Raw genomic sequence first — 18,783 nt, 5'->3', positions numbered from 1 at the left:
TTAAAAGTACATAAGGAGGAGATAAAAAATGTCTGAAAAATTAGTGCAAACAGTAAATAAACAAGTAGCTAACTGGACCGTTTTATATGAGAAATTACATAATTATCATTGGTTTGTAAAAGGTCAAAACTTCTTTACACTGCATGAAAAATTCGAAGAGCTGTACAATGAAGCGCATGTTCATATTGATGAACTTGCAGAACGGCTATTAGCACTTGATGGAGCGCCTGTAGCGACTCTAAAGGAATGTCTTGAGCTTTCCACAGTAAGCGAAGCAGAAGGCAAAGAGACAGCAGAGCAAATGGTGAAAACGGTCTATGATGATTTTTCAAAAGTTGCCGATGAACTGAAAGAAGGTATGGACCTTGCAGATGAGGTCGGCGATGAAACAACAGGAGACATGCTCCTTGCTATTCATCAAAGTTTAGAAAAGCATAATTGGATGCTGAAATCATTCTTGGGAAAATGAGGCTGCCGCAGGGCAGTCTTTTTTTCATTGTTGAATAAATTTTAAAATAATCGCTTAGAGGATACTTTAAGTTAGCCTTATTCAAATCGCTATGCCCAGGAAAAAGTGCATCAAAATGGTTGAATGGAACAAAAAAATCATCTTCACCCTGAAAAAAAGTGCGTCAAAGCGTTTGAATGGAACAGAAAAACCGCTTTACCCTGAAAAAAGTGCGTCAAAGTGGTTGAATGGAACAGAAAAATCGTCTTCACCCTGAAAAAAAGTGCTTCAAAACAGTTGAATGAAACAGAAAAATCGTCTTCACCTTGAAAAAAGTGCATCAAAATGGTTGAATGGAACAGAAAAATCGTCTTCATCCTGAAAAAAAGTGCTTCAAAACAGTTGAATGAAACAGAAAAATCGTCTTCACCTTGAAAAAAGTGCATCAAAGCGGTTGAATGAAGCAGAAAAACCGCCTCCACTCTGAAAAAAGTGCGTCATAGAATACCGGCATAACTAGTAGATTTTCCACGCCCTGCTTTAAGAAAATCCTCACTAATAATTACTTGAATAGATCTTGTATTTTTCATATTGACACTATAAATAAAAAGTCGCCATATAGTTATTTATCAGCAAAGACAACTTAATTCAACCTGCCGTTACGTCTGCCAATGATAAAATAGAGAGAAGGATAATAATGACGATAAGTTCAATAATGGCTGGTCAGGCCAGCCAGCTGCAGCACACATTAAGCATGAATTTGCTGCAAAGCCAAATGGCCACGCAGGCAGCAAATGTGACAGTCAAGATGGAGGATTTTACAAAAGTTCAGACTTTCCAGATCATTCATCTCTTGGAACCAAGATTGATAAAAAGACTTAACTGCCATAAAAGACCGGTCCGTGTACAATGGACCGGTCTTTTATGTGCTTTGCCCTGGCTCATTCAGTACATTTTTTCACTAAGGGGTATCTGCTAGAGCAAAGAGGGAGAGAAAACATAAGATATATGGAATCTATTATTTTTGAAAGGAAGGCAAGAAGATGTCTCGTCCAGAAATGGGCTTGCTTATGTTTACATCCATTTATTTTTCCGTGCTCACCTTCATAGTTGGCGAGCTTCATGAAATTTTTTTAATTCTGCTTTCGTTAATGTTCATTGAGTTAGTCACATTTATTCTGGCAGATGCTCTAACCAATACTGGAAATTTGCTTAGAAATTCGATGTCAAGGCTTGGTGCAAAGGTTATCATCATTTCAGTCGTGGCTGTTGCAAATTTAATTGATTTGGTGCTTAATACGAACTATATACTGCGTGATGGAACGATCTGCTTCTATATAGTTTTCGAAGCTCTCCACATCTTAAGAAATGCTCATTATGTGAAGCTGCCTGTTCCGAAGTTTTTAATTAGGATTTTAGAGTTTATTGAGCAATTGTTTAAAAAATGAGTGCCGAATAATTTGTTCATGAATAGGAAAAAAATAAACAATGGACAAGTAAAGGGGTGCTTTTAGGAAATGTCAGATACGAAGCAAACTTATTTTGTAACGGTTGCGAACGGTGAAATATCACAGCTGAGCACGTCAGCTCCGTGGGATTATAAGATTGAAGCGACAGAAGAAGAAATTACATCGCTCAGAGAGTATTTTGATCAGGTGTATTCGTCTGACTGGCAGGGTTTTTTCAGAGCCCATGTACCGTATTTAGAATATCATTATGACAGGCAGAATGATGCAATTGATCAAACGAATTATAAAATTTATGAAATGATTTATAAGCTTGGAGACGAAGAAGCCAAGAATCACATTCGTTCCCAGGGAATTCTAAAAAAGATTGAAGAACAACAATAGGTCTTATACAAACTCTTTCATTGTGATAAGATTTTTATGGACACATAGAAATTGAGGGATAGAAATGTTTCGATTTAAAGATTATTATCACAATGAAGTTCATCTGTCTTTTGAAGAATATCCATTTTCAAAAGAACCTAAGCATGTTTGGGTCATTTGCCGGTATGGGGATCAGTGGCTGCTTACGATTCATAGAGATCGCGGATATGAATTTCCCGGCGGCAAGGTCGAAAACTCAGAAAGTCCTGATGATGCTGCGTTAAGAGAAGTAAAAGAAGAAACAGGAGCAACCGTATCAAAACTAAGATATATAGGACAGTATAAGGTGCTCGGAAAAGAAAAAACCATCATTAAAAACATCTATTACGCAGAAATTGGCGAGATTATCCCACAAACCGACTATCTTGAAACAAAAGGACCAATCTTATTTGAAGCACTGCCCGAGGATATCGGGAGGAATCGCAAGTTCAGCTTTATTATGAAAGATAATGTATTGGTTAAGAGCCTGGAGAAAGTCTTGGCTGAATATTTGGTATGATTCCGGTATTGGATGCCGGGATTTTTTTTGTTTAAAAAATAAAACGTTCCATTGGAAAATATAGTAATATTAATTGGAGAGATGAAAGCAGGGGGATTAAAAAATGACTCACAGTGAACCAAGATACATTTGGATGGCCATTTCTTTAGTATTAGCAGTCTCAAGTTTTTTTGTGATCCTGATTGCTCCGTATACCATACATAACATTTTATTTCACACAATGAATACAGCTACAATCCAAACGCCTAAGCTTGTGCTGTATATATACGGAATATCAATTGGAATTTTCGCACTTGCAAGTTTTTTGATGTATTTGAATCAGAAAAAACTATGGAAGGCTGCATTGCCGTTAGCTGTTATTGGGGTTATTGGGATTGGACTTGGTACAGATCACTATAAGGTGGTGACTTATGATGAAATTATATTCAGCAAACCATGGTCTTTTGCTGAAACTAGCTACGAATGGAAGGATGTTAAAGAAATTATCACGGAAGAATCAGATGATGAGGCGGTTAACTGGCAGGTGAAGCTGTTATTTAAGGATGGAGAAGAGCTTGTCTTTCTTCGAGACAGAAGATTCAACAGTGATCATGCAAATTTTTATTCTGCTGCAAAAATGAACGGGGTTCCTTATAAAGGTATAAATGATAAATAATAAAAAGGCTTTCGGTATCCGAAAGCCTTAAAATATGGTCAAACATCAATTGTTGAAGGGATTTTTTCTTTTTTAAGAAAATCGGCAAGCAGGTCTGGTGCAGTCAAGTAAATCAGCCCGTTTCCCTCAAGGCTTTTTGGAAAACCTAGTGAAATGGTTCGTTTCATTAGCTGTGCGTAAATTTCAGGTTCAGTGAGCGTTCGATCAAATTCACTTTCAGACAGGCGTTTCACTAATGCAAGAGCGCCTGAAACGTGCGGTGCGGACATCGATGTTCCGCTGAAAACGGCATATTTTCCGCCTGGAATGGTAGAAATAATTTTCTCACCTGGTGCCACGGCATCTATTTCATTATTGGAATTTGTAAAGTAAGAAGATTTTCTTTGAAGGCTGATTGCTCCGACTGAAATGACTTCATTATAGCAGCCAGGGTAAGAAAACTCAGATGTTTTGCTGTTGCCATCGCCTTCATTTCCAGCTGCACATACGACAAGGATTTGATTTTGGACAGCCTTCTGAACGGCCTGATGAAGCTCAGGCACGTCTGTTGGTCCGCCGAGAGACATCGAGATAATATCAGCCTTCTCTGAGATAGCATATTCAATGGCATTAATAATCCACTCATAGGCACCTGAACCTTCTTCACCGCCAAGTGCTTTTAAAATAAGGAGCTTAGCTTCAGGTGCTACCCCAATAACTCCTGATTCAGCATTTACGGCAGCAATCGTACCGGACACATGAGTTCCGTGGCCGTTGTAGTCTCTAAATACTTCCGGATCTCCATTATCATCATCTGTAAAGTTGCGGCCGCCGATTACTCTGCCCTTTAAATCCGGGTGCTGAGCATCACACCCTGTATCAATTACTGCGATCAAAACATCTTTGCCTTTAAATCCTTTGCTCCATAATGCGGGGGCTTGAATTAAATCCACGCCTTCCGGGATTTGATGTACCTCTACAAGCTGATTGTCAACTTTGTACGGGATTAATTTAATAGACTTTTCCATTACAACCCCTCCTAATCATTTTTTAAGAAACAAATGTTAAGGCCAGAGACAGAGGCGGAATAACCGGAACTTTCTGTTAAATTCTATCATTTTCCTTCAATTCTAGCAAATGCCAAATAGACTAGGGATACGAATAATTAAAATGTCACAGGATCTATTAAGGCTGATAATCCAGCAGTAAAACAAAAATACGGCCCGTTCAGGCCGTATTTGCTATTCATCATCCTTAACCAGCTTTCTCTCCAGCAGTTCAACGGCCTGATACATAATGGTTGCAAAGCAGGCGATAATGATAAGCGAGAGAAGAACGAGAGTGAAGTTGAAGACCTGAAAGCCGTAAATGATCAAGTAGCCCAAACCTTTTGCGGATACCAGGAATTCTCCGACTATGACACCAACCCATGAGAGTCCTACATTAACTTTCAAGGTAGAAATAATCGTAGGAAATGATGCGGGCAGTACGGCTTCTTTAAACATCTGCCATTTTGAAGCGCCGAATGTCTGAAGCACCTTTAGGTAGTTAGAATCAATTTCTCTGAATGCCGTATAAACTACGATTGTTGTTATAATGATAGAGATGATGGCGCCCATCGCAATAATAGAGAAATAACCCGGTCCAAGTGCAACGATTAATATAGGTCCAAGCGCAACCTTTGGCATGGCATTTAAAATGACCAAGTATGGATCAAGAATATTTGACAGCCGCTTAGACCACCAGAGAACAGCTGCAAGCACAGTGCCGGACAGGGTGCCGATTATAAACCCAAGAACGGTTTCAAATAAGGTGACACTCAAATTTGATAAGAGCGATCCATCAGCTGCCTTTTCCAAAAATAAGCTCCATATTTTAGAAGGATAACTGAACAGCAGGGGGTCAATCCACTCTCTCTTTCCAGCTAATTCCCATAGTGAGAAAAAAGTGATAAAGATAAGAATTTGATAAAACTTTACCCAGTTTTTCTCTTTTTTCAAACCTTTTAAATAAGATTGATGCAATCTGTTTAATTCATTCTTTTCCATCAAGCTGATCCAGCTCCTTCCAAATGTGCTGAAAAAGATCTGTAAAGGAGGGATGCTGTCTCGCGGTAAATGGTGTAAGGTTCTTTAATTCTTCTGGCACGTGAAAGATTTGAGCGATTCTGCCTGGTTTAGAGGAAAGAAGAAAGATGCGGTCACTCATAGCGATGGCTTCGCCAATATCATGTGTGACAAGCAGGGCTGTTTTCCTGAAATCCTTCAATGTGCTCCAGACGAGGTCTTCGAGCTTTAGCTTTGTTTGATAATCAAGCGCTGAAAAAGGTTCATCAAGCATAAGAAGCTTAGGGTTTGTAGAGAGCGTTCTGACCAGAGCTGCACGCTGCCTCATGCCGCCCGAGAGCTGCCGGGGGTATTTCTTCTCGACATTCTCAAGTCCCATATCTTTTAGAAGGGAAAGGCTTTTCTCTTTCGCTTTTGCTGAAAGGTTACCTCCGATTTTCAGTCCGAGCAGAATGTTTTCTTCAATCGTTTTCCACGGGAACAGGTAATCCTGCTGCAGCATATATCCAATGGCAGAGGAGTCTTTTTTGACTGGTCTGTCTTCCATTAAAATGCTTCCTTTTGTTGGTGAAATCAGGCCCGCGATTATGGACAGCAGGGTAGTTTTGCCGCATCCGCTCGGGCCAAGAAAGGAGATGAATTCTCCTTCCTCTATTTGTAAATCAATATCCTCTAATGCAAGGGTTGCTGATTCTTTTGTAAAATACATATGGTGGATATGCTGGATCGTCAAGAAAGACATGCTGAAACCTCCTTACTTTGCAGCGTCTTCTGCGAACTTCGTATTAACCAGAGTCTCGTGTTCAATACGTTCCGGCAATTCGTTCGCTTCTTCCATGATGTTTTGAAGATTGGTCCATTCAGCCTCATCAAGGATTGGATCAGTCGCAAAAGATCCCTGCTCTTTATAGCGTTCAACTACAGTTGTGATAATCTCAAGGTCTGTATCTTTAAATTGCGGGGCAATGGCTTTTGCAATGGTTTCAGAGCTGTTTTCTTCAACCCATTGCTGTGCTTTATAAATAGCTTTTGTAAATTTTTCTGCAGCTTCTGAATCCTCTTTTAAAAAGCTTTCTTTTGCCATAAATGTTGTGTAAGGAACTTTACCGGATTCTCTTCCGAATGATGCCACAATGTGGCCTGTGCCTTCTTTTTCAAAAATGCTGGCAGTAGGCTCAAACAGCTGAACGAAATCGCCGGTTCCTGAAGCAAATGCACTCGAAATATTAGCAAAATCAATATTTTGAATCAGATTTAAATCATTCTGCGGATCAATTCCCTGCTGCTTTAATACAAATTCTCCAACCATTTGCGGCATTCCGCCTTTGCGCTGACCAAGGAAAGTACTGCCTTTAAGCTGATCCCAGCTGAAATTCTTGATTTTTTCTCTTGAGACGAGGAACGTTCCATCCGTTTGTGTTAGCTGGGCAAAATTGATAACCGGATCTTTAGTGCCTTGAGCAGAAACGTAAATCGATGTTTCAGAGCCAACAAGTGCAATATCAGCTCCGTCTGAGAGAAGAGCTGTCATTGTTTTATCTCCGCCCCATGTCGTTGTCAGCTCAACATTCAGGCCTTCTTCTTCAAAAAAACCTTCAGACATTGCTGCATATAAAGGAGCATAAAAGATGGAATGAGTAACCTCAGCCAACCTGATTTTTTCTGGCTTGTTTTGATTGCACGCACTTAGTGTAAAGATAAGAAGAGCGAGTACCGCAAAGCCAATGAGACTTTTTTTCATATGAAATCCTCCTTGGTGACAGACACCATCAAAAAATATTAAAATGAGTATCCAGTTTTGTAGCGCCTAAAATAATGTATGATTGCGAAAAAAATGTGTGAATGCCCATAAACGATTTTGTGAGGTGCAAGGAAATGGAAAATGGTTCAATAATCGAGCGTCAGCTGCTGCCGTCGCCTAATCCTAAAATCAGACTGCAGCTCGTTACCTATTTTTCCGAAGGGCTTAAGGTAAAGGGGCTCCTTGCTGAGCCGGCTGAAGAAGGAAAGTATGATGGTTTTCTTTATTTAAGAGGCGGAATTAAAAATGTAGGCAAGGTAAGAGCCGGACGGATTGTGCAATTTGCTTCAGAAGGCTTTGTCGTGATGGCTCCGTTTTACCGGGGGAATCAGGGAGGAGAAGGGAATGAAGACTTCGCAGGAGATGACAGGTACGATGCGCTGCATGCTCTGACGCTTTTAAAAAACCACCCTAAAGTTGATCAGGAACGAATCCATGTCTTCGGATTTTCAAGAGGAGGAGTGATGGCGCTTTTTGCAGGAATTTTAGATCCGGATATCCGTTCATTAGTTACATGGGGAGGTGTTTCTGATATGGCTCTTACATACGAGGAACGGGAAGACTTGCGGAGAATGATGAAGCGGGTGATAGGGGGGACACCTGCAAAATATCCTGAAAGATACAAGTGGAGAACTCCGCTGTATGAACTGGAAGCATTAAAGGCTCCAATTCTTATTATTCATGGTGCTCAGGATCAAAACGTTTCAGTCGAACATGCTTATCTGCTCGAAAAAAGACTTGGTGAACTTGGAAAAAGAGCAGATACGATGTATTTTGAGGAATATACGCATTATTTTCCTCCTGCAGTTAACCGAAAAGTAGTAAGAGAGCTGACTTCTTGGATGAAAAAGCAATAAAATCAGGAATCGGGCTAAATAAATATGTTAAAATAACGTTATATGAAAAAGGAGTGATTAAGATGGGTATGCCTTTAGAATTGAACACGATGATCGTGACAAAAGGGAGAGAAAACCGATTAGAAGAGAATCTTTTTTCTCTCGAAAAAGAGGGCTATCGCATTTATCCGCTGGAGATTCCCGTTGAAGTCAGAAAAACAAAAGAAGGGGAAGTAAGCGGACAGGCTCTGATTAAAAAACTTGAGCTCTCTGATTCTAAAACCATTTTGACTTACCAGCTGATTGCGCTGAAATCTACAAATTAACATTCATACGAAAAAAGCTGCCGGCGGGCAGCTTTTTTGCGTTTTACTTCATGTTAAAATATTTCTCAGCAAGTGATTCAAAATTAGCTTTGTCTATTGATTCTTTCTTCACTTCACCATTCACAGACTGTGTAAAGGATGTGTCTGTCAATGTGATGTTTCCATTTTCAGTAAATCTGGTCAGCAAGCGATTTTTATTAAAAGGTGATTCCGCTGAATCAAGGATGATTTCTTGAATTTCGTTCAGTTCAGTCATATAAATGCTTTCAGAATCAAAAGCATATCCTTTTTTCCATTCCTTATCTTTATATTTCAGCTTCATTTCCAGGCAGTGATCCTTTTGTAGATCAGGAGTCTTCGTAATTCTGAATTGCCCTCTCTCAGAGGAAATGATTTTACCATTCAAAGGAACGGGTTTAAGCGGCAGATTTCCCCCAAACCCGGTATCTATTAGATAGGTTTGCTCATTTTCCATAAGGAGGATGGCTGCGTGGGTATTGCCGGTTCTGCTCCAGTCTTTTGCAGCATGATCATAAACAATCCCTTGGACCAATTTTGCAGGAAAATCGTTTTCCATCAGGAAAAAATAGAAAAGGGGATTCAGCTCATAACAAAGACCGCCTTGTTTCCTGATCAGCACTTTAGAGATTAAGTTCTCTTTGCTGATCTCTAAAGTCTTGTTATCTATGATGCATAAGTTTTCAAATGGAATGGCCTTCGCCGTTTTTTCAAGAACTTCGTCCAAATCTTGAAAAGTGATTTTTGCGTATTCAGGAAAGCCGATTCGTTTTCGGAATAATCCATTGAGTTCATTCATTCTTTTTTCCCCATCCATTCCGATCACCTAGGTTATAAGAGCTATTTTTTCATCCAGGCCAGAAAATCATTTAACTTCGTCAATGAAGTGATATTCTGATTGCACGTATGAGGGTCCTGGCAAATATAATTGCCGCGTTTAATGAAAGTTCCAGGTTCGTTTCCTTTAATTTCTGCAGTAAACATCCCAACTTCTTCAAACCGGTTGCAAATCGTGCAGATGCCTTTTTGATTGATGCTGCCAAACGGACTGAATTCACAAAAAAACATCATCCCCTTAAAGAAATGATTGATTTACTTTTTTATACAATTTTATCATATGGATCTATCTCAAAAAAGGAAAAACGTTCAGACCGGATTCAGTCTGAGTTCTTTTCCATTTATCAAGCCAGCTGCGATAAATCAAAAAAAGCTATGCCAGAGTGTGTGGCATAGCTTTGGAATGCTTATACTGTTGGTCCCCCAAGAGTTTCAATCTCTTCTGAAACATGCTTGAACTTTTTGAAATTCTGTTTGAACTTGTCTGCTAGCTCTTTTGCTTTTTCATTATACGCATCTACGCTGTCCCAAGTTTTAACTGGCTGCAGCACTTCATCCGGCACACCAGGCACGTGAATTGGAATTTTCAGTCCGAAGTTTTCATCTGTAACAGTTTCCACGTTGTCTAATTCGCCTTCAAGAGCGGATAGAACCATTGCACGGGTATATTTCAGTTTCATGCGCTTGCCGGTTCCGTATTCTCCTCCAGTCCAGCCTGTGTTGACTAAGAATACATTTGCCTGATGCTCATCAATTTTCCGCCCGAGCATCTCTGCATAAACAGTAGCAGGAAGCGGCAGGAAAGGCGAGCCAAAGCACGTAGAGAATGTAGCCTGAGGTGATGTAATGCCTCGCTCTGTTCCGGCAAGCTTGCTTGTGTAGCCGCTTAAGAAGTGGTACATGGCCTGTTCTTTTGTTAATTTGCTGATAGGAGGAAGAACTCCAAATGCGTCAGCAGTTAAAAAGACAATCGTATGCGGGTGGCCTGCAATACTAGGCTTCACAATGTTATCCATTGCATCAAGGGGATAGGCCGCTCTTGTATTTTCAGTAAAGAAGGTATCGTCATAGTCAGCAATTCTTGTGTCATCATCAAGCACTACATTTTCAAGCACTGACCCGAATCTTATCGCATCAAAAATTTGAGGTTCTTTTTCACGTGAGAGGTTGATGCACTTGGCATAACAGCCTCCTTCGATATTAAAAACACCGGCATTTGACCATCCGTGCTCATCATCGCCGATTAATTTGCGCTTAGGATCAGCAGACAGGGTTGTTTTTCCTGTTCCCGACAGACCGAAGAAAAGGGCAACATCGCCTTCCTGGCCAACATTTGCAGAGCAGTGCATCGGCAGGATACCGCTTTCAGGAAGCAGGTAGTTCATGACAGAGAAAATGGATTTTTTCATTTCTCCTGCATATTCCGTACCTCCGATTAAGATCGTTCTTTTCTCAAAAGAAATGATGATAAAAGTTTCAGAATTTGTTCCATCTACTGACGGATCTGCTTTAAAGTTTGGTGCGGATACGATCGTGAATGGATTATCATGCTGAATCAGCTCATCAGCGCTCTCTGGCTGAATAAATAATTGCTGTGCAAAAAGGTTATGCCAGGCGAATTCATTTACAACCTGAATCGGCAGGCGGTATTTTGCGTCAGCTCCGGCAAAGCCTTTGAAAACAAAGAGCTCATTGCGGTCTTTTAAGTATGAAAGTACTTTTAAGTACAATTTTTCAAATGCCGTTTCAGAGAAAGGCTGATTAACAGCACCCCACTCAATTTTGTCTTTTGTTGAATTTTCATTTACAATAAATTTATCTTTAGGTGAACGTCCTGTGTAAGTGCCAGTTGTTGCACGGACTGCTCCCGTTGAAGTTAATGCACCTTCATTGCGCTCTAATACTTTCTCTACAAGAACGGGAACTGATAAGTTATGAAATGCATTTTCCCCTTTAAGTAAAACATCAAGCTCATTAGTAATTTCGATTGAATTCATCTCATACCCATCCTTTACCTATATTTCAATTATTATTTTAACTGTATGTTAAGTGACTCTTCTCGATTAGTATAACACATTAAAATAAATAGTCTATACTATTTAACTTATTCTACGTACAAATTGATGAAATGGAACGGTTTAAGAAACGTTTTTGATAAAAATGATACATATATAATAGGAAGTGTTTTTATTTCGGCATTTTGTGGAAACATATATAAAGGGACCAAAAAATCTTATGCGAAAACCTTGTCATTTTTTGTTGACACCTGAAGGAAATATACGATATTATATGTCCTTGAACGGATTCTCTTATCCCGAGCTGGTGGAGGGACAGGCCCAATGAAACCCAGCAACCTGCTTTATCTTGAAAATTCATTCGTGAATTTTTGCGAGCAAAGGTGCTAACCTGATGCAAGGCGAAAGCCCTTGATCGATAAGAGCGAAAGGCTACGATTTTAGTAAATAACCTTTCCTCGCGGGAAAGGATTTTTTATTTCAAATATATTTTGCCTGAAAGTACTCGTGGATACTCCTAAAACATGCCAACTGAAATATTTTGCCGAATGGTCAAAATATGAAAGGGAATGAGTTCCGTATCATCTAACCTTTTGAGGAGGAAAACTTTAATGACTAAACAACGTCGTCTGTTTACTTCAGAGTCTGTAACTGAAGGTCATCCTGATAAAATTTGTGACCAAATTTCTGACTCGATTTTAGATGCAATCCTAGAAAAAGATGCTAATGCCCGTGTAGCTTGTGAAACATCTGTTACAACAGGTCTTGTTCTGGTTGCTGGTGAAATTACAACTTCTACTTATGTAGACATTCCAAAAATCGTTCGCGAAACGGTTAAAGAAATTGGCTACACTCGTGCAAAATATGGTTTTGATGCAGAAACATGTGCAGTACTTACTTCAATTGATGAGCAGTCAGCAGATATCGCGATGGGTGTTGATCAGGCGCTTGAAGCACGTGAAGGAAAAATGACAGATGAGCAGATTGAAGCTATTGGTGCAGGTGACCAAGGATTAATGTTCGGTTTTGCCAATAACGAAACGAAAGAATTAATGCCGCTGCCGATCTCACTTGCCCACAAACTTGCACGCCGTTTAACGGAAGTCCGCAAAGAAGAAATTCTTCCGTACCTTCGTCCTGACGGCAAAACTCAAGTAACAGTTGAGTATGATGAAAATGACAAGCCTGTTCGCATTGATACAATTGTTATTTCCACTCAGCATCACCCTGAAATTTCATTGGAGCAAATTCAGCGCAACGTAAAAGAGCATGTTATTAACCCGGTAGTACCGAAAGAATTAATTGATGAAGATACAAAATACTTCATCAACCCGACTGGCCGTTTCGTAATCGGCGGACCGCAGGGCGATGCAGGCTTAACAGGCCGTAAAATCATCGTTGATACTTACGGAGGATATGCTCGTCACGGAGGCGGTGCATTCTCTGGTAAAGATCCAACAAAAGTTGACCGATCTGCAGCTTATGCAGCACGCTATGTAGCTAAGAACATTGTAGCAGCTGGCCTTGCTGATAAATGTGAAGTTCAGCTTGCATACGCAATTGGTGTGGCTCAGCCGGTATCAATCGCAATCGATACATTTGAAACAGGGAAAGTGAAGGAAGATGTGTTAGTTGATGTTGTTCGTGCTAACTTTGACCTTCGTCCGGCAGGAATCATCAATATGCTGAATCTACGCCGTCCAATTTACAAACAAACAGCTGCTTACGGACACTTCGGCCGTAATGATCTTGACCTTCCATGGGAAAGAACAGATAAAGCAGAAGCTCTTAAAGAGCAGGCATTAAACCGATAATAAGTGAAAAAGGATGAGAATACTGCTGTATGCAGTTCTCATCCTTTTTTTTGTCAAAAATATTGAAATTTTTGTTTTATTTTGTAAAAATATGTAACAATCCCTTCCTAGTCTTCGTTTTATAAGCGGAAAGACAATTTTGGAGGCGAATAGGATGTGCGGATTTGTTGGAATTATTGATTATCGTATACAAGCAGGAAATCTTTTATTCAATACATTCATTGAGAAGGCCAGCAAAAAAATAGAACACAGAGGTCCTGATGACAGCGGAATTTATCAAGATGAGCAGGTTCTTCTGGCCTTTCAGCGGTTAAGCATTATTGATGTTAAAAGCGGACACCAGCCTATGGCTTATGGATCTGATGACCGCTATTACATTGTGTTTAACGGTGAAATTTATAACTATATTGAGCTCAGAGAAATCATTTTTTCCCATGGATATAAGTTGAAAACGGATACGGATACAGAAGTGATTGTTGCGCTTTTTTGCATTTATGGCCAGGATACGCTTCAACTTTTAAGAGGAATGTTTTCATTTCTGATTTGGGACAGACAGGAACACTTTTTATTCGGTGCGAGAGATCACTTTGGAATAAAGCCTCTATATTACATAGAAAACGGGGAAATGAATCTTTTTGCTTCGGAGCTTAAGAGCTTAACGGATTATCTTCCAACCCCCCTTATTAATGAAGAGTCCTTTGAGCACTATCTCTCATTTCAATATGTACCTGATCCGGGCACGATGCATAAGCATATTAAGAAAGTGCCTCCAGGCTATTTCTTTACAAAAAAAACAGGAGAGGCATTACAGCTTACAAGGTACTGGAAACCGAAACTTGCGCCTGTGCGTCCAGCTGACGAAACCAGGCTCAAAGAAAAAATTCAGGAGGCTTTAATTGATTCGGTCAAAGTCCATATGCGAAGCGATGTGCCTGTTGGATCTTTTCTGTCAGGGGGAGTGGATTCTAGTATTATTGCATCCATTGCAAAGCAATTTCATCCTTCACTTAAAACCTTTTCTGTCGGCTTTATGCAAGAAGGCTACAGCGAAATCGATGTAGCAAAAGAAACAGCGAATGCGCTTGGTGTTGAGAATTTTTCCTATATCGTTGACCATAAGGAATTTATGAAGGAGCTTCCAAAAATCATTTGGCATATGGATGATCCAGTGGCAGATCCTGCTTCTATTCCTCTTTATTTTATTGCACGTGAGGCAAGCCAGCAGGTGAAAGTCGTTTTATCGGGGGAAGGAGCAGATGAGCTTTTTGCAGGCTATAACATTTACAAAGAACCTCAAGATCTATCTGTCTTTGGTCATCTTCCTCATAGCTTTAAGCAAAGATTAAAACAGCTGGCTGCTGTTTTTCCTGAAGGAATGAAAGGGAAAAGCTTTATTGAGAGGGGGACAACCCTTTTAGAAGATCGGTATATTGGAAATGCCAACATCTTTTCAACTGCCGAAAAACATGAATTGCTTTCTGCAGACGTTCATTTTGATCCAACTGATGTAACAGGGAGCCTTTATGAAGATGTCAGTCATTTAGACAGCATCTCAAAAATGCAATATATTGACGTGATGACCTGGCTCAAAGGGGATATTCTTGTGAAAGCAGATAAAATGACGATGGCGCATTCATTGGAACTAAGGGTGCCATTTCTGGATAAAGAAGTTTTTAAAATTGCTTCAACCATTCCGCATGAGTTAAAAATCAAACACGGCGAAACGAAATATCTGCTTCGCCAGGCTGTCCGGGATCTTGTACCGCCGCACGTTCTAAATCGAAAAAAACTGGGTTTCCCTGTTCCGATACGGAATTGGCTGAAAAATGAGATGTATGACTGGGCAAAAGCGATCATATGGGAGAGCGGGACGGGAGATCTAATTAATAAATCGTATGCCGCACTATTATTAGATCAGCATTGTATGGGAGAGGCAGATCACAGCAGGAAGATATGGACCGTCTTAACGTTTATGATTTGGCACCAAGTGTTTATCGAAAATGTCTGCCATTTTGATGATGCTGCGCAATTGGCCGCAACTTAAAAAAGCCTCTTGCGCGAAGAGGCAGCTTGCAGAGACGTCTTTGCAAGCTTTTTTACTTGCAAAATTGTTTAAGTCTGATTGAATTACTTGCGTGAATGGGGCGGTTATCTTATGCATAACGAATGAATTCACGCTGATCCAGTACCTCGCTGTAGGCATTCAGTAAACCTTCAAAAATGCTGTCCCAAGTTTGGCTGAGGGCATAAGCACGGGCACTCATTCCCATTTGATACCTCAAGGCATCATTTTGCAAAAGGGTGTCAATGGCACTTATAAACTCGGCAGCCGATCCTGTTTCACATAAATAGCCGGTTTTTCCTTGCTGAATAATATTTTTAACCCCGCCGGAATTTGCCCCTATAACAGGAGTTCCGGCAGCAAGTGATTCAAGAACAACGTTTCCAAAGGTTTCAGTCGGTGAGGGAAATATGAAGAGATCTGAACCTGAATATATTTTCGCCAGCTTTTCACCGCTTGCATAGCCTGCAAAGGTCATATTATCCGGTGATTCTTTCATCATTTCTTCTTTAGAAGGTCCGTCTCCCACAATTAAAAAGTGCACTTTGCTTCTTAAGTGTTCAGGTAGCTGATGAGAGATCTTCATTAATGTCTCAACATCTTTTTCCGGGGCAAGTCTGCCGACATAAGATAAAATGAATTTTTCTTTTATTTGATATTCCTGGATGATTTCTTTGCGCAAATAGTTGGGATGAAACAATTGGCAGTCTACGCCTCTTGACCAGATATGAACATTTTCAAATCCCTGATTTAGAACCTGCTGTTTGGTTTCTTCGGAGGGGACAAAGATTTTCTGTAAAGGCCTGTGGAACCAAAGCATATATTTCCACAAGAGCTTTGAGAACAAGTGCAGATCATAAAACTGTAAATATTGATCAAAGTCAGTATGATAAGAACCGACTATGGGGATATTTAATTTTTTGGCATAATGCAGTCCGCATAGACCAATGTTAAAAGGAGTGGCCACATGAATAATATCAGGCTTAAATCTGATGAGCTCTGACTTTACTTGCAGCATGTTCGGCCAAGCAAGTCTGCACTCTGGATATAAATAAAAAGAAGAGCTCGCAAACCTGTGAATATGACTTGAAAAAAGAGATTCTTTTGTGCTTTCGGGGGCAAAAACTTTATATTCATGGCCTTTGCTTTCTAAATAATCGGTAAGACGTTTTAACGTTCTCGCAACACCATTTACATCCGGTGCAAATGTGTCTGTGAATATCGCAATTTTCATCTTATCCCTCCATAAATCAGTTACAGCAGCCTGAGTTTATTTCAAGTTCAGAAACGGAAATTAGAGAATTAGAGAAGCTCCGAAATATTTATTTATAAGAAGAAAACAAGTCATGCCTCCGGTAGTGCCGAGTAAACATCCCGCCAGTACATCAGAGGGATAGTGCAGGCCGAGATACATTCTAGACACCCCAATGCTGATTCCGAGCGGAAGAAGCAGGATGGCTGTCTGTGGAAGGATTAATATAAATGGAATAATGACTGAAAAAATGGCTGTTGTGTGTCCTGATGGAAAAGAATGATCTTCTAACGGATTAGCCGTAACCTTTGTTTCCAATAAAGCAAGATAAGGGCGTTTTCTCGGATAGCGTTTTTTGACAAATGCTACCGGCAGATGGCTGATGAGTAAGGCTGCGGCACTTGCGATTGCCGCCATGCGTGTTTCGCCGCCTGTCATTAGAATAAGCAGAAGGCAAATTGAAATCGTGAAGGTAGCTCCGCCTGCATGTGTAATGCTTCTGAAAAAGCAATTCATAAATTTCCGGTCGAAATGACGGTTTACACTGCGGAACAATCTGCATTCGAAATCGTACATGTTTTCCATTAGTTTGGTCATCAATCGGATGCTCCTTTTCAACACTGTTTAACCACATTGTAAAACAAAAATATTTAGCAAATAATAAGGAATTGTAAAATTTACAAGTAAATAATTTACAAAATGAAGCGGGAAATCATGGGGTGAATCTGCAGCCGAAGAAAGGTAAAAAAAATCCGTGAAACCGCAGAAGAGAGCAATTTCACGGAAAGTCAGCAAGGTGAAATCACCCTTTTCCCGGTGTTAACTTATATGAAGAGAGAGAAAATTTTATTCTTGGTCTTCCTGGATCTTTTTATAATATTGACCTTTTTCAGCATACTCGCGGCGAATGCGTTCCATGTCTATTCGATCTTCCTCATTTAATTCGCGGACTACTTTTGCAGGTCTGCCGAATGCAAGTGTATTTGGGGGAATCTTTTTTCCCTGAGGGACTAAGCTGCCGGCCCCAATGAAAGCACCTTCGCCTATTTCGGCCCCATCGAGTATAATGGAACCCATCCCGATCAATGATTGCTTTCTAATGATCGAACTATGTAAAATAACCTGATGGCCGACTGTCACCTCATCTTCAATAATTAGAGGCGCATCAGGGCTTTGATGGAGGCAGCACTGATCCTGTATATTAACCCTGCTGCCTATAATTGTCGGCGAAACATCGCCTCTTATCACCGTATGAAACCAAATGCTTGATTCATCACCTATTATGACGTCACCGGTAACTACAGCGGAGTTTGCGATGAATGCCGAATTTGAAATTTGCGGAAAGCTTTCTTTATAAGGGTATATCATAAGTTTCAATCTCCTTTATATAGGTAAGATGTATGCATCGTTATTATAGCAAACTAAAACTTAATTTTTTAAAAGAAAGGTGTGAACAAGATCATGTGGAAATGGGAATGTGAAGATTCAAATCCTAAGGGTGTTATTGTGATTGTCCATGGTGCAGCAGAGCATCACGGACGTTACCGCTGGCTCGTTGAAATGTGGAAGTGCTCCGGGTACCATGTCATTATGGGGGATCTGCCGGGGCAGGGTACATCGACAAGAAGACGCGGCCATATCTTATCATTTGATGAGTATATTATCGAATTTAATGTATGGGTGGACGAAGCCCGTAAGCTTGGTCTGCCGCTTTTCCTCTTAGGCCACAGCATGGGCGGCCTGATTGTTATTCGGGCAATGCAGGAAAAGCACCAGCATATTAACGGTGTTATTTTATCTTCTCCATGTCTTGGGCTCGTGTATAAGCCAAGCAAAGCAATGGAGCTGATTTCTAAGCCTTTAAACATCATTGCACCTGCCTTGAGAGTTGATTCCGGCTTATCTGTCAGCATAGCTACAAGAAACAAAGAAGTGAGAGATGCAGATGAGAATGACACACTTTATGTGACAAAAGTGTCGATAAGATGGTATCGTGAATTAATTAAAGCAATTGAGCAGGCGCATATAAACGTGAAGAAGTTTCCTGATTTGCCGCTGCTTGTCATGCAGGGCGGTGATGATAAAGTTGTGGACAGCTCTGCTGTTAAAACTTGGTTCAACCGCGCTGCTCTGTCAGAAAAAGCTTTTAAAGAGTGGAAAGGCTTCTATCATGAAATCTTTAATGAGCCTGAGCGGGATCAAGTATTCAAGTACGCTCAAACGTTTGTCGATGCGCATTTAGAGAGCTGATTATAAAGAGGTGATCTTATTGACGGCAATTCCGCA

General features: G+C 40.3%; 20 protein-coding genes, 1 pseudogene and 1 riboswitch. Of the genes and pseudogenes, 11 read left to right on the top strand and 10 right to left on the bottom strand.

Features of this window, described 5'->3' with window-relative positions:
* Positions 1-28 precede the first annotated feature (28 nt).
* The 6 genes from LIT25_20910 to LIT25_20885 all read left to right on the top strand — a co-directional run bounded on the left by LIT25_20910 (position 29) and on the right by LIT25_20885 (position 3,491).
* Entirely contained in the window at positions 29-469 is a 441-nt protein-coding gene (locus LIT25_20910; protein USK33011.1) for a DNA starvation/stationary phase protection protein, read from the top strand.
* A gap of 676 nt (positions 470-1,145) precedes the next feature.
* Positions 1,146-1,427, top strand: coding sequence for a hypothetical protein (locus LIT25_20905; GenBank protein USK33010.1), 282 nt, complete (start codon positions 1,146-1,148; stop codon positions 1,425-1,427).
* 64 nt (positions 1,428-1,491) lie between these two features.
* Complete coding sequence (locus LIT25_20900) at positions 1,492-1,896, top strand: phage holin family protein (GenBank protein ID USK33009.1); 405 nt, start codon at positions 1,492-1,494, stop codon at positions 1,894-1,896.
* 69 nt (positions 1,897-1,965) lie between these two features.
* On the top strand, positions 1,966-2,298 hold the full coding sequence (locus tag LIT25_20895; protein ID USK33008.1) for a hydrolase: 333 nt from the start codon (positions 1,966-1,968) through the stop codon (positions 2,296-2,298).
* A gap of 64 nt (positions 2,299-2,362) precedes the next feature.
* Positions 2,363-2,836 (top strand): nucleoside triphosphatase YtkD, encoded by a 474-nt coding sequence (gene ytkD / locus LIT25_20890; GenBank protein ID USK33007.1) that lies wholly within the window; start codon positions 2,363-2,365, stop codon positions 2,834-2,836.
* 103 nt (positions 2,837-2,939) lie between these two features.
* Complete coding sequence (locus LIT25_20885) at positions 2,940-3,491, top strand: hypothetical protein (protein ID USK33006.1); 552 nt, start codon at positions 2,940-2,942, stop codon at positions 3,489-3,491.
* A gap of 38 nt (positions 3,492-3,529) precedes the next feature.
* Here the strand turns inward: LIT25_20885 and LIT25_20880 are convergent, their stop codons facing one another.
* The 4 genes from LIT25_20880 to LIT25_20865 form a co-directional block, all read right to left on the bottom strand.
* Entirely contained in the window at positions 3,530-4,498 is a 969-nt protein-coding gene (locus LIT25_20880; GenBank protein ID USK33005.1) for a S8 family peptidase, read from the bottom strand.
* Between the two features lie 213 nt (positions 4,499-4,711).
* Positions 4,712-5,518 carry an ABC transporter permease gene (locus LIT25_20875; protein USK36358.1) on the bottom strand — a complete coding sequence of 269 codons (807 nt, stop codon included), beginning with the start codon at positions 5,516-5,518 and terminating at the stop codon, positions 4,712-4,714.
* Entirely contained in the window at positions 5,505-6,278 is a 774-nt protein-coding gene (locus LIT25_20870; GenBank protein USK33004.1) for an ABC transporter ATP-binding protein, read from the bottom strand. Before LIT25_20870 ends, LIT25_20875 begins: the two co-directional genes overlap by 14 nt.
* A 12-nt stretch (positions 6,279-6,290) precedes the next feature.
* Positions 6,291-7,277 carry an ABC transporter substrate-binding protein gene (locus LIT25_20865; protein ID USK33003.1) on the bottom strand — a complete coding sequence of 329 codons (987 nt, stop codon included), beginning with the start codon at positions 7,275-7,277 and terminating at the stop codon, positions 6,291-6,293.
* Positions 7,278-7,411: 134 nt separating this feature from the next.
* On the opposite strand from LIT25_20865, the gene LIT25_20860 reads away from it, so the two are divergent.
* Both LIT25_20860 and LIT25_20855 read left to right on the top strand, forming a co-directional pair.
* Positions 7,412-8,194, top strand: a complete 783-nt coding sequence (locus LIT25_20860) for a prolyl oligopeptidase family serine peptidase (GenBank protein ID USK33002.1) — start codon at positions 7,412-7,414, stop codon at positions 8,192-8,194.
* A 62-nt stretch (positions 8,195-8,256) separates the two neighbouring features.
* On the top strand, positions 8,257-8,499 hold the full coding sequence (locus LIT25_20855) for a DUF2584 domain-containing protein (protein ID USK36357.1): 243 nt from the start codon (positions 8,257-8,259) through the stop codon (positions 8,497-8,499).
* Positions 8,500-8,542: 43 nt separating this feature from the next.
* Here the strand turns inward: LIT25_20855 and LIT25_20850 are convergent, their stop codons facing one another.
* The 3 genes and pseudogenes from LIT25_20850 to pckA form a co-directional block, all read right to left on the bottom strand.
* Complete coding sequence (locus LIT25_20850; GenBank protein ID USK33001.1) at positions 8,543-9,316, bottom strand: arylamine N-acetyltransferase; 774 nt, start codon at positions 9,314-9,316, stop codon at positions 8,543-8,545.
* A 41-nt stretch (positions 9,317-9,357) separates the two neighbouring features.
* A pseudogene (locus tag LIT25_20845) lies at positions 9,358-9,561 on the bottom strand (elongation factor G-binding protein).
* A gap of 200 nt (positions 9,562-9,761) precedes the next feature.
* The gene (gene pckA, locus LIT25_20840; protein ID USK33000.1) at positions 9,762-11,351 is read right to left on the bottom strand and encodes a phosphoenolpyruvate carboxykinase (ATP); all 1,590 of its coding nucleotides are present in this window, start codon (positions 11,349-11,351) and stop codon (positions 9,762-9,764) included.
* Positions 11,352-11,660: 309 nt separating this feature from the next.
* Positions 11,661-11,794, top strand: a riboswitch (SAM riboswitch).
* A gap of 186 nt (positions 11,795-11,980) precedes the next feature.
* Here pckA and metK point away from each other — a divergent pair.
* On the top strand, positions 11,981-13,183 hold the full coding sequence (metK, locus tag LIT25_20835) for a methionine adenosyltransferase (protein ID USK32999.1): 1,203 nt from the start codon (positions 11,981-11,983) through the stop codon (positions 13,181-13,183).
* Positions 13,184-13,337: 154 nt separating this feature from the next.
* Positions 13,338-15,227, top strand: a complete 1,890-nt coding sequence (gene asnB, locus LIT25_20830; protein USK32998.1) for an asparagine synthase (glutamine-hydrolyzing) — start codon at positions 13,338-13,340, stop codon at positions 15,225-15,227.
* Positions 15,228-15,336: 109 nt separating this feature from the next.
* On the opposite strand, the gene LIT25_20825 is transcribed toward asnB, so the two are convergent.
* From LIT25_20825 to LIT25_20815, 3 genes are all read right to left on the bottom strand, one after another.
* Positions 15,337-16,479, bottom strand: coding sequence for a glycosyltransferase family 1 protein (locus LIT25_20825; protein ID USK32997.1), 1,143 nt, complete (start codon positions 16,477-16,479; stop codon positions 15,337-15,339).
* A 60-nt stretch (positions 16,480-16,539) separates the two neighbouring features.
* Positions 16,540-17,094 carry a phosphatase PAP2 family protein gene (locus LIT25_20820; GenBank protein ID USK32996.1) on the bottom strand — a complete coding sequence of 185 codons (555 nt, stop codon included), beginning with the start codon at positions 17,092-17,094 and terminating at the stop codon, positions 16,540-16,542.
* Positions 17,095-17,343: 249 nt separating this feature from the next.
* Entirely contained in the window at positions 17,344-17,865 is a 522-nt protein-coding gene (locus tag LIT25_20815) for a gamma carbonic anhydrase family protein (protein USK32995.1), read from the bottom strand.
* Between the two features lie 93 nt (positions 17,866-17,958).
* On the opposite strand from LIT25_20815, the gene LIT25_20810 reads away from it, so the two are divergent.
* Complete coding sequence (locus LIT25_20810) at positions 17,959-18,747, top strand: alpha/beta hydrolase (GenBank protein USK32994.1); 789 nt, start codon at positions 17,959-17,961, stop codon at positions 18,745-18,747.
* The last annotated feature ends 36 nt before the right edge of the window (positions 18,748-18,783 follow it).

It is taken from the genome of Bacillus sp. F19 (genome assembly GCA_023823795.1).
Lineage (GTDB): Bacteria > Bacillota > Bacilli > Bacillales > Bacillaceae > Bacillus_P.
This window is presented reverse-complemented; position numbering and strand designations above follow the sequence as displayed.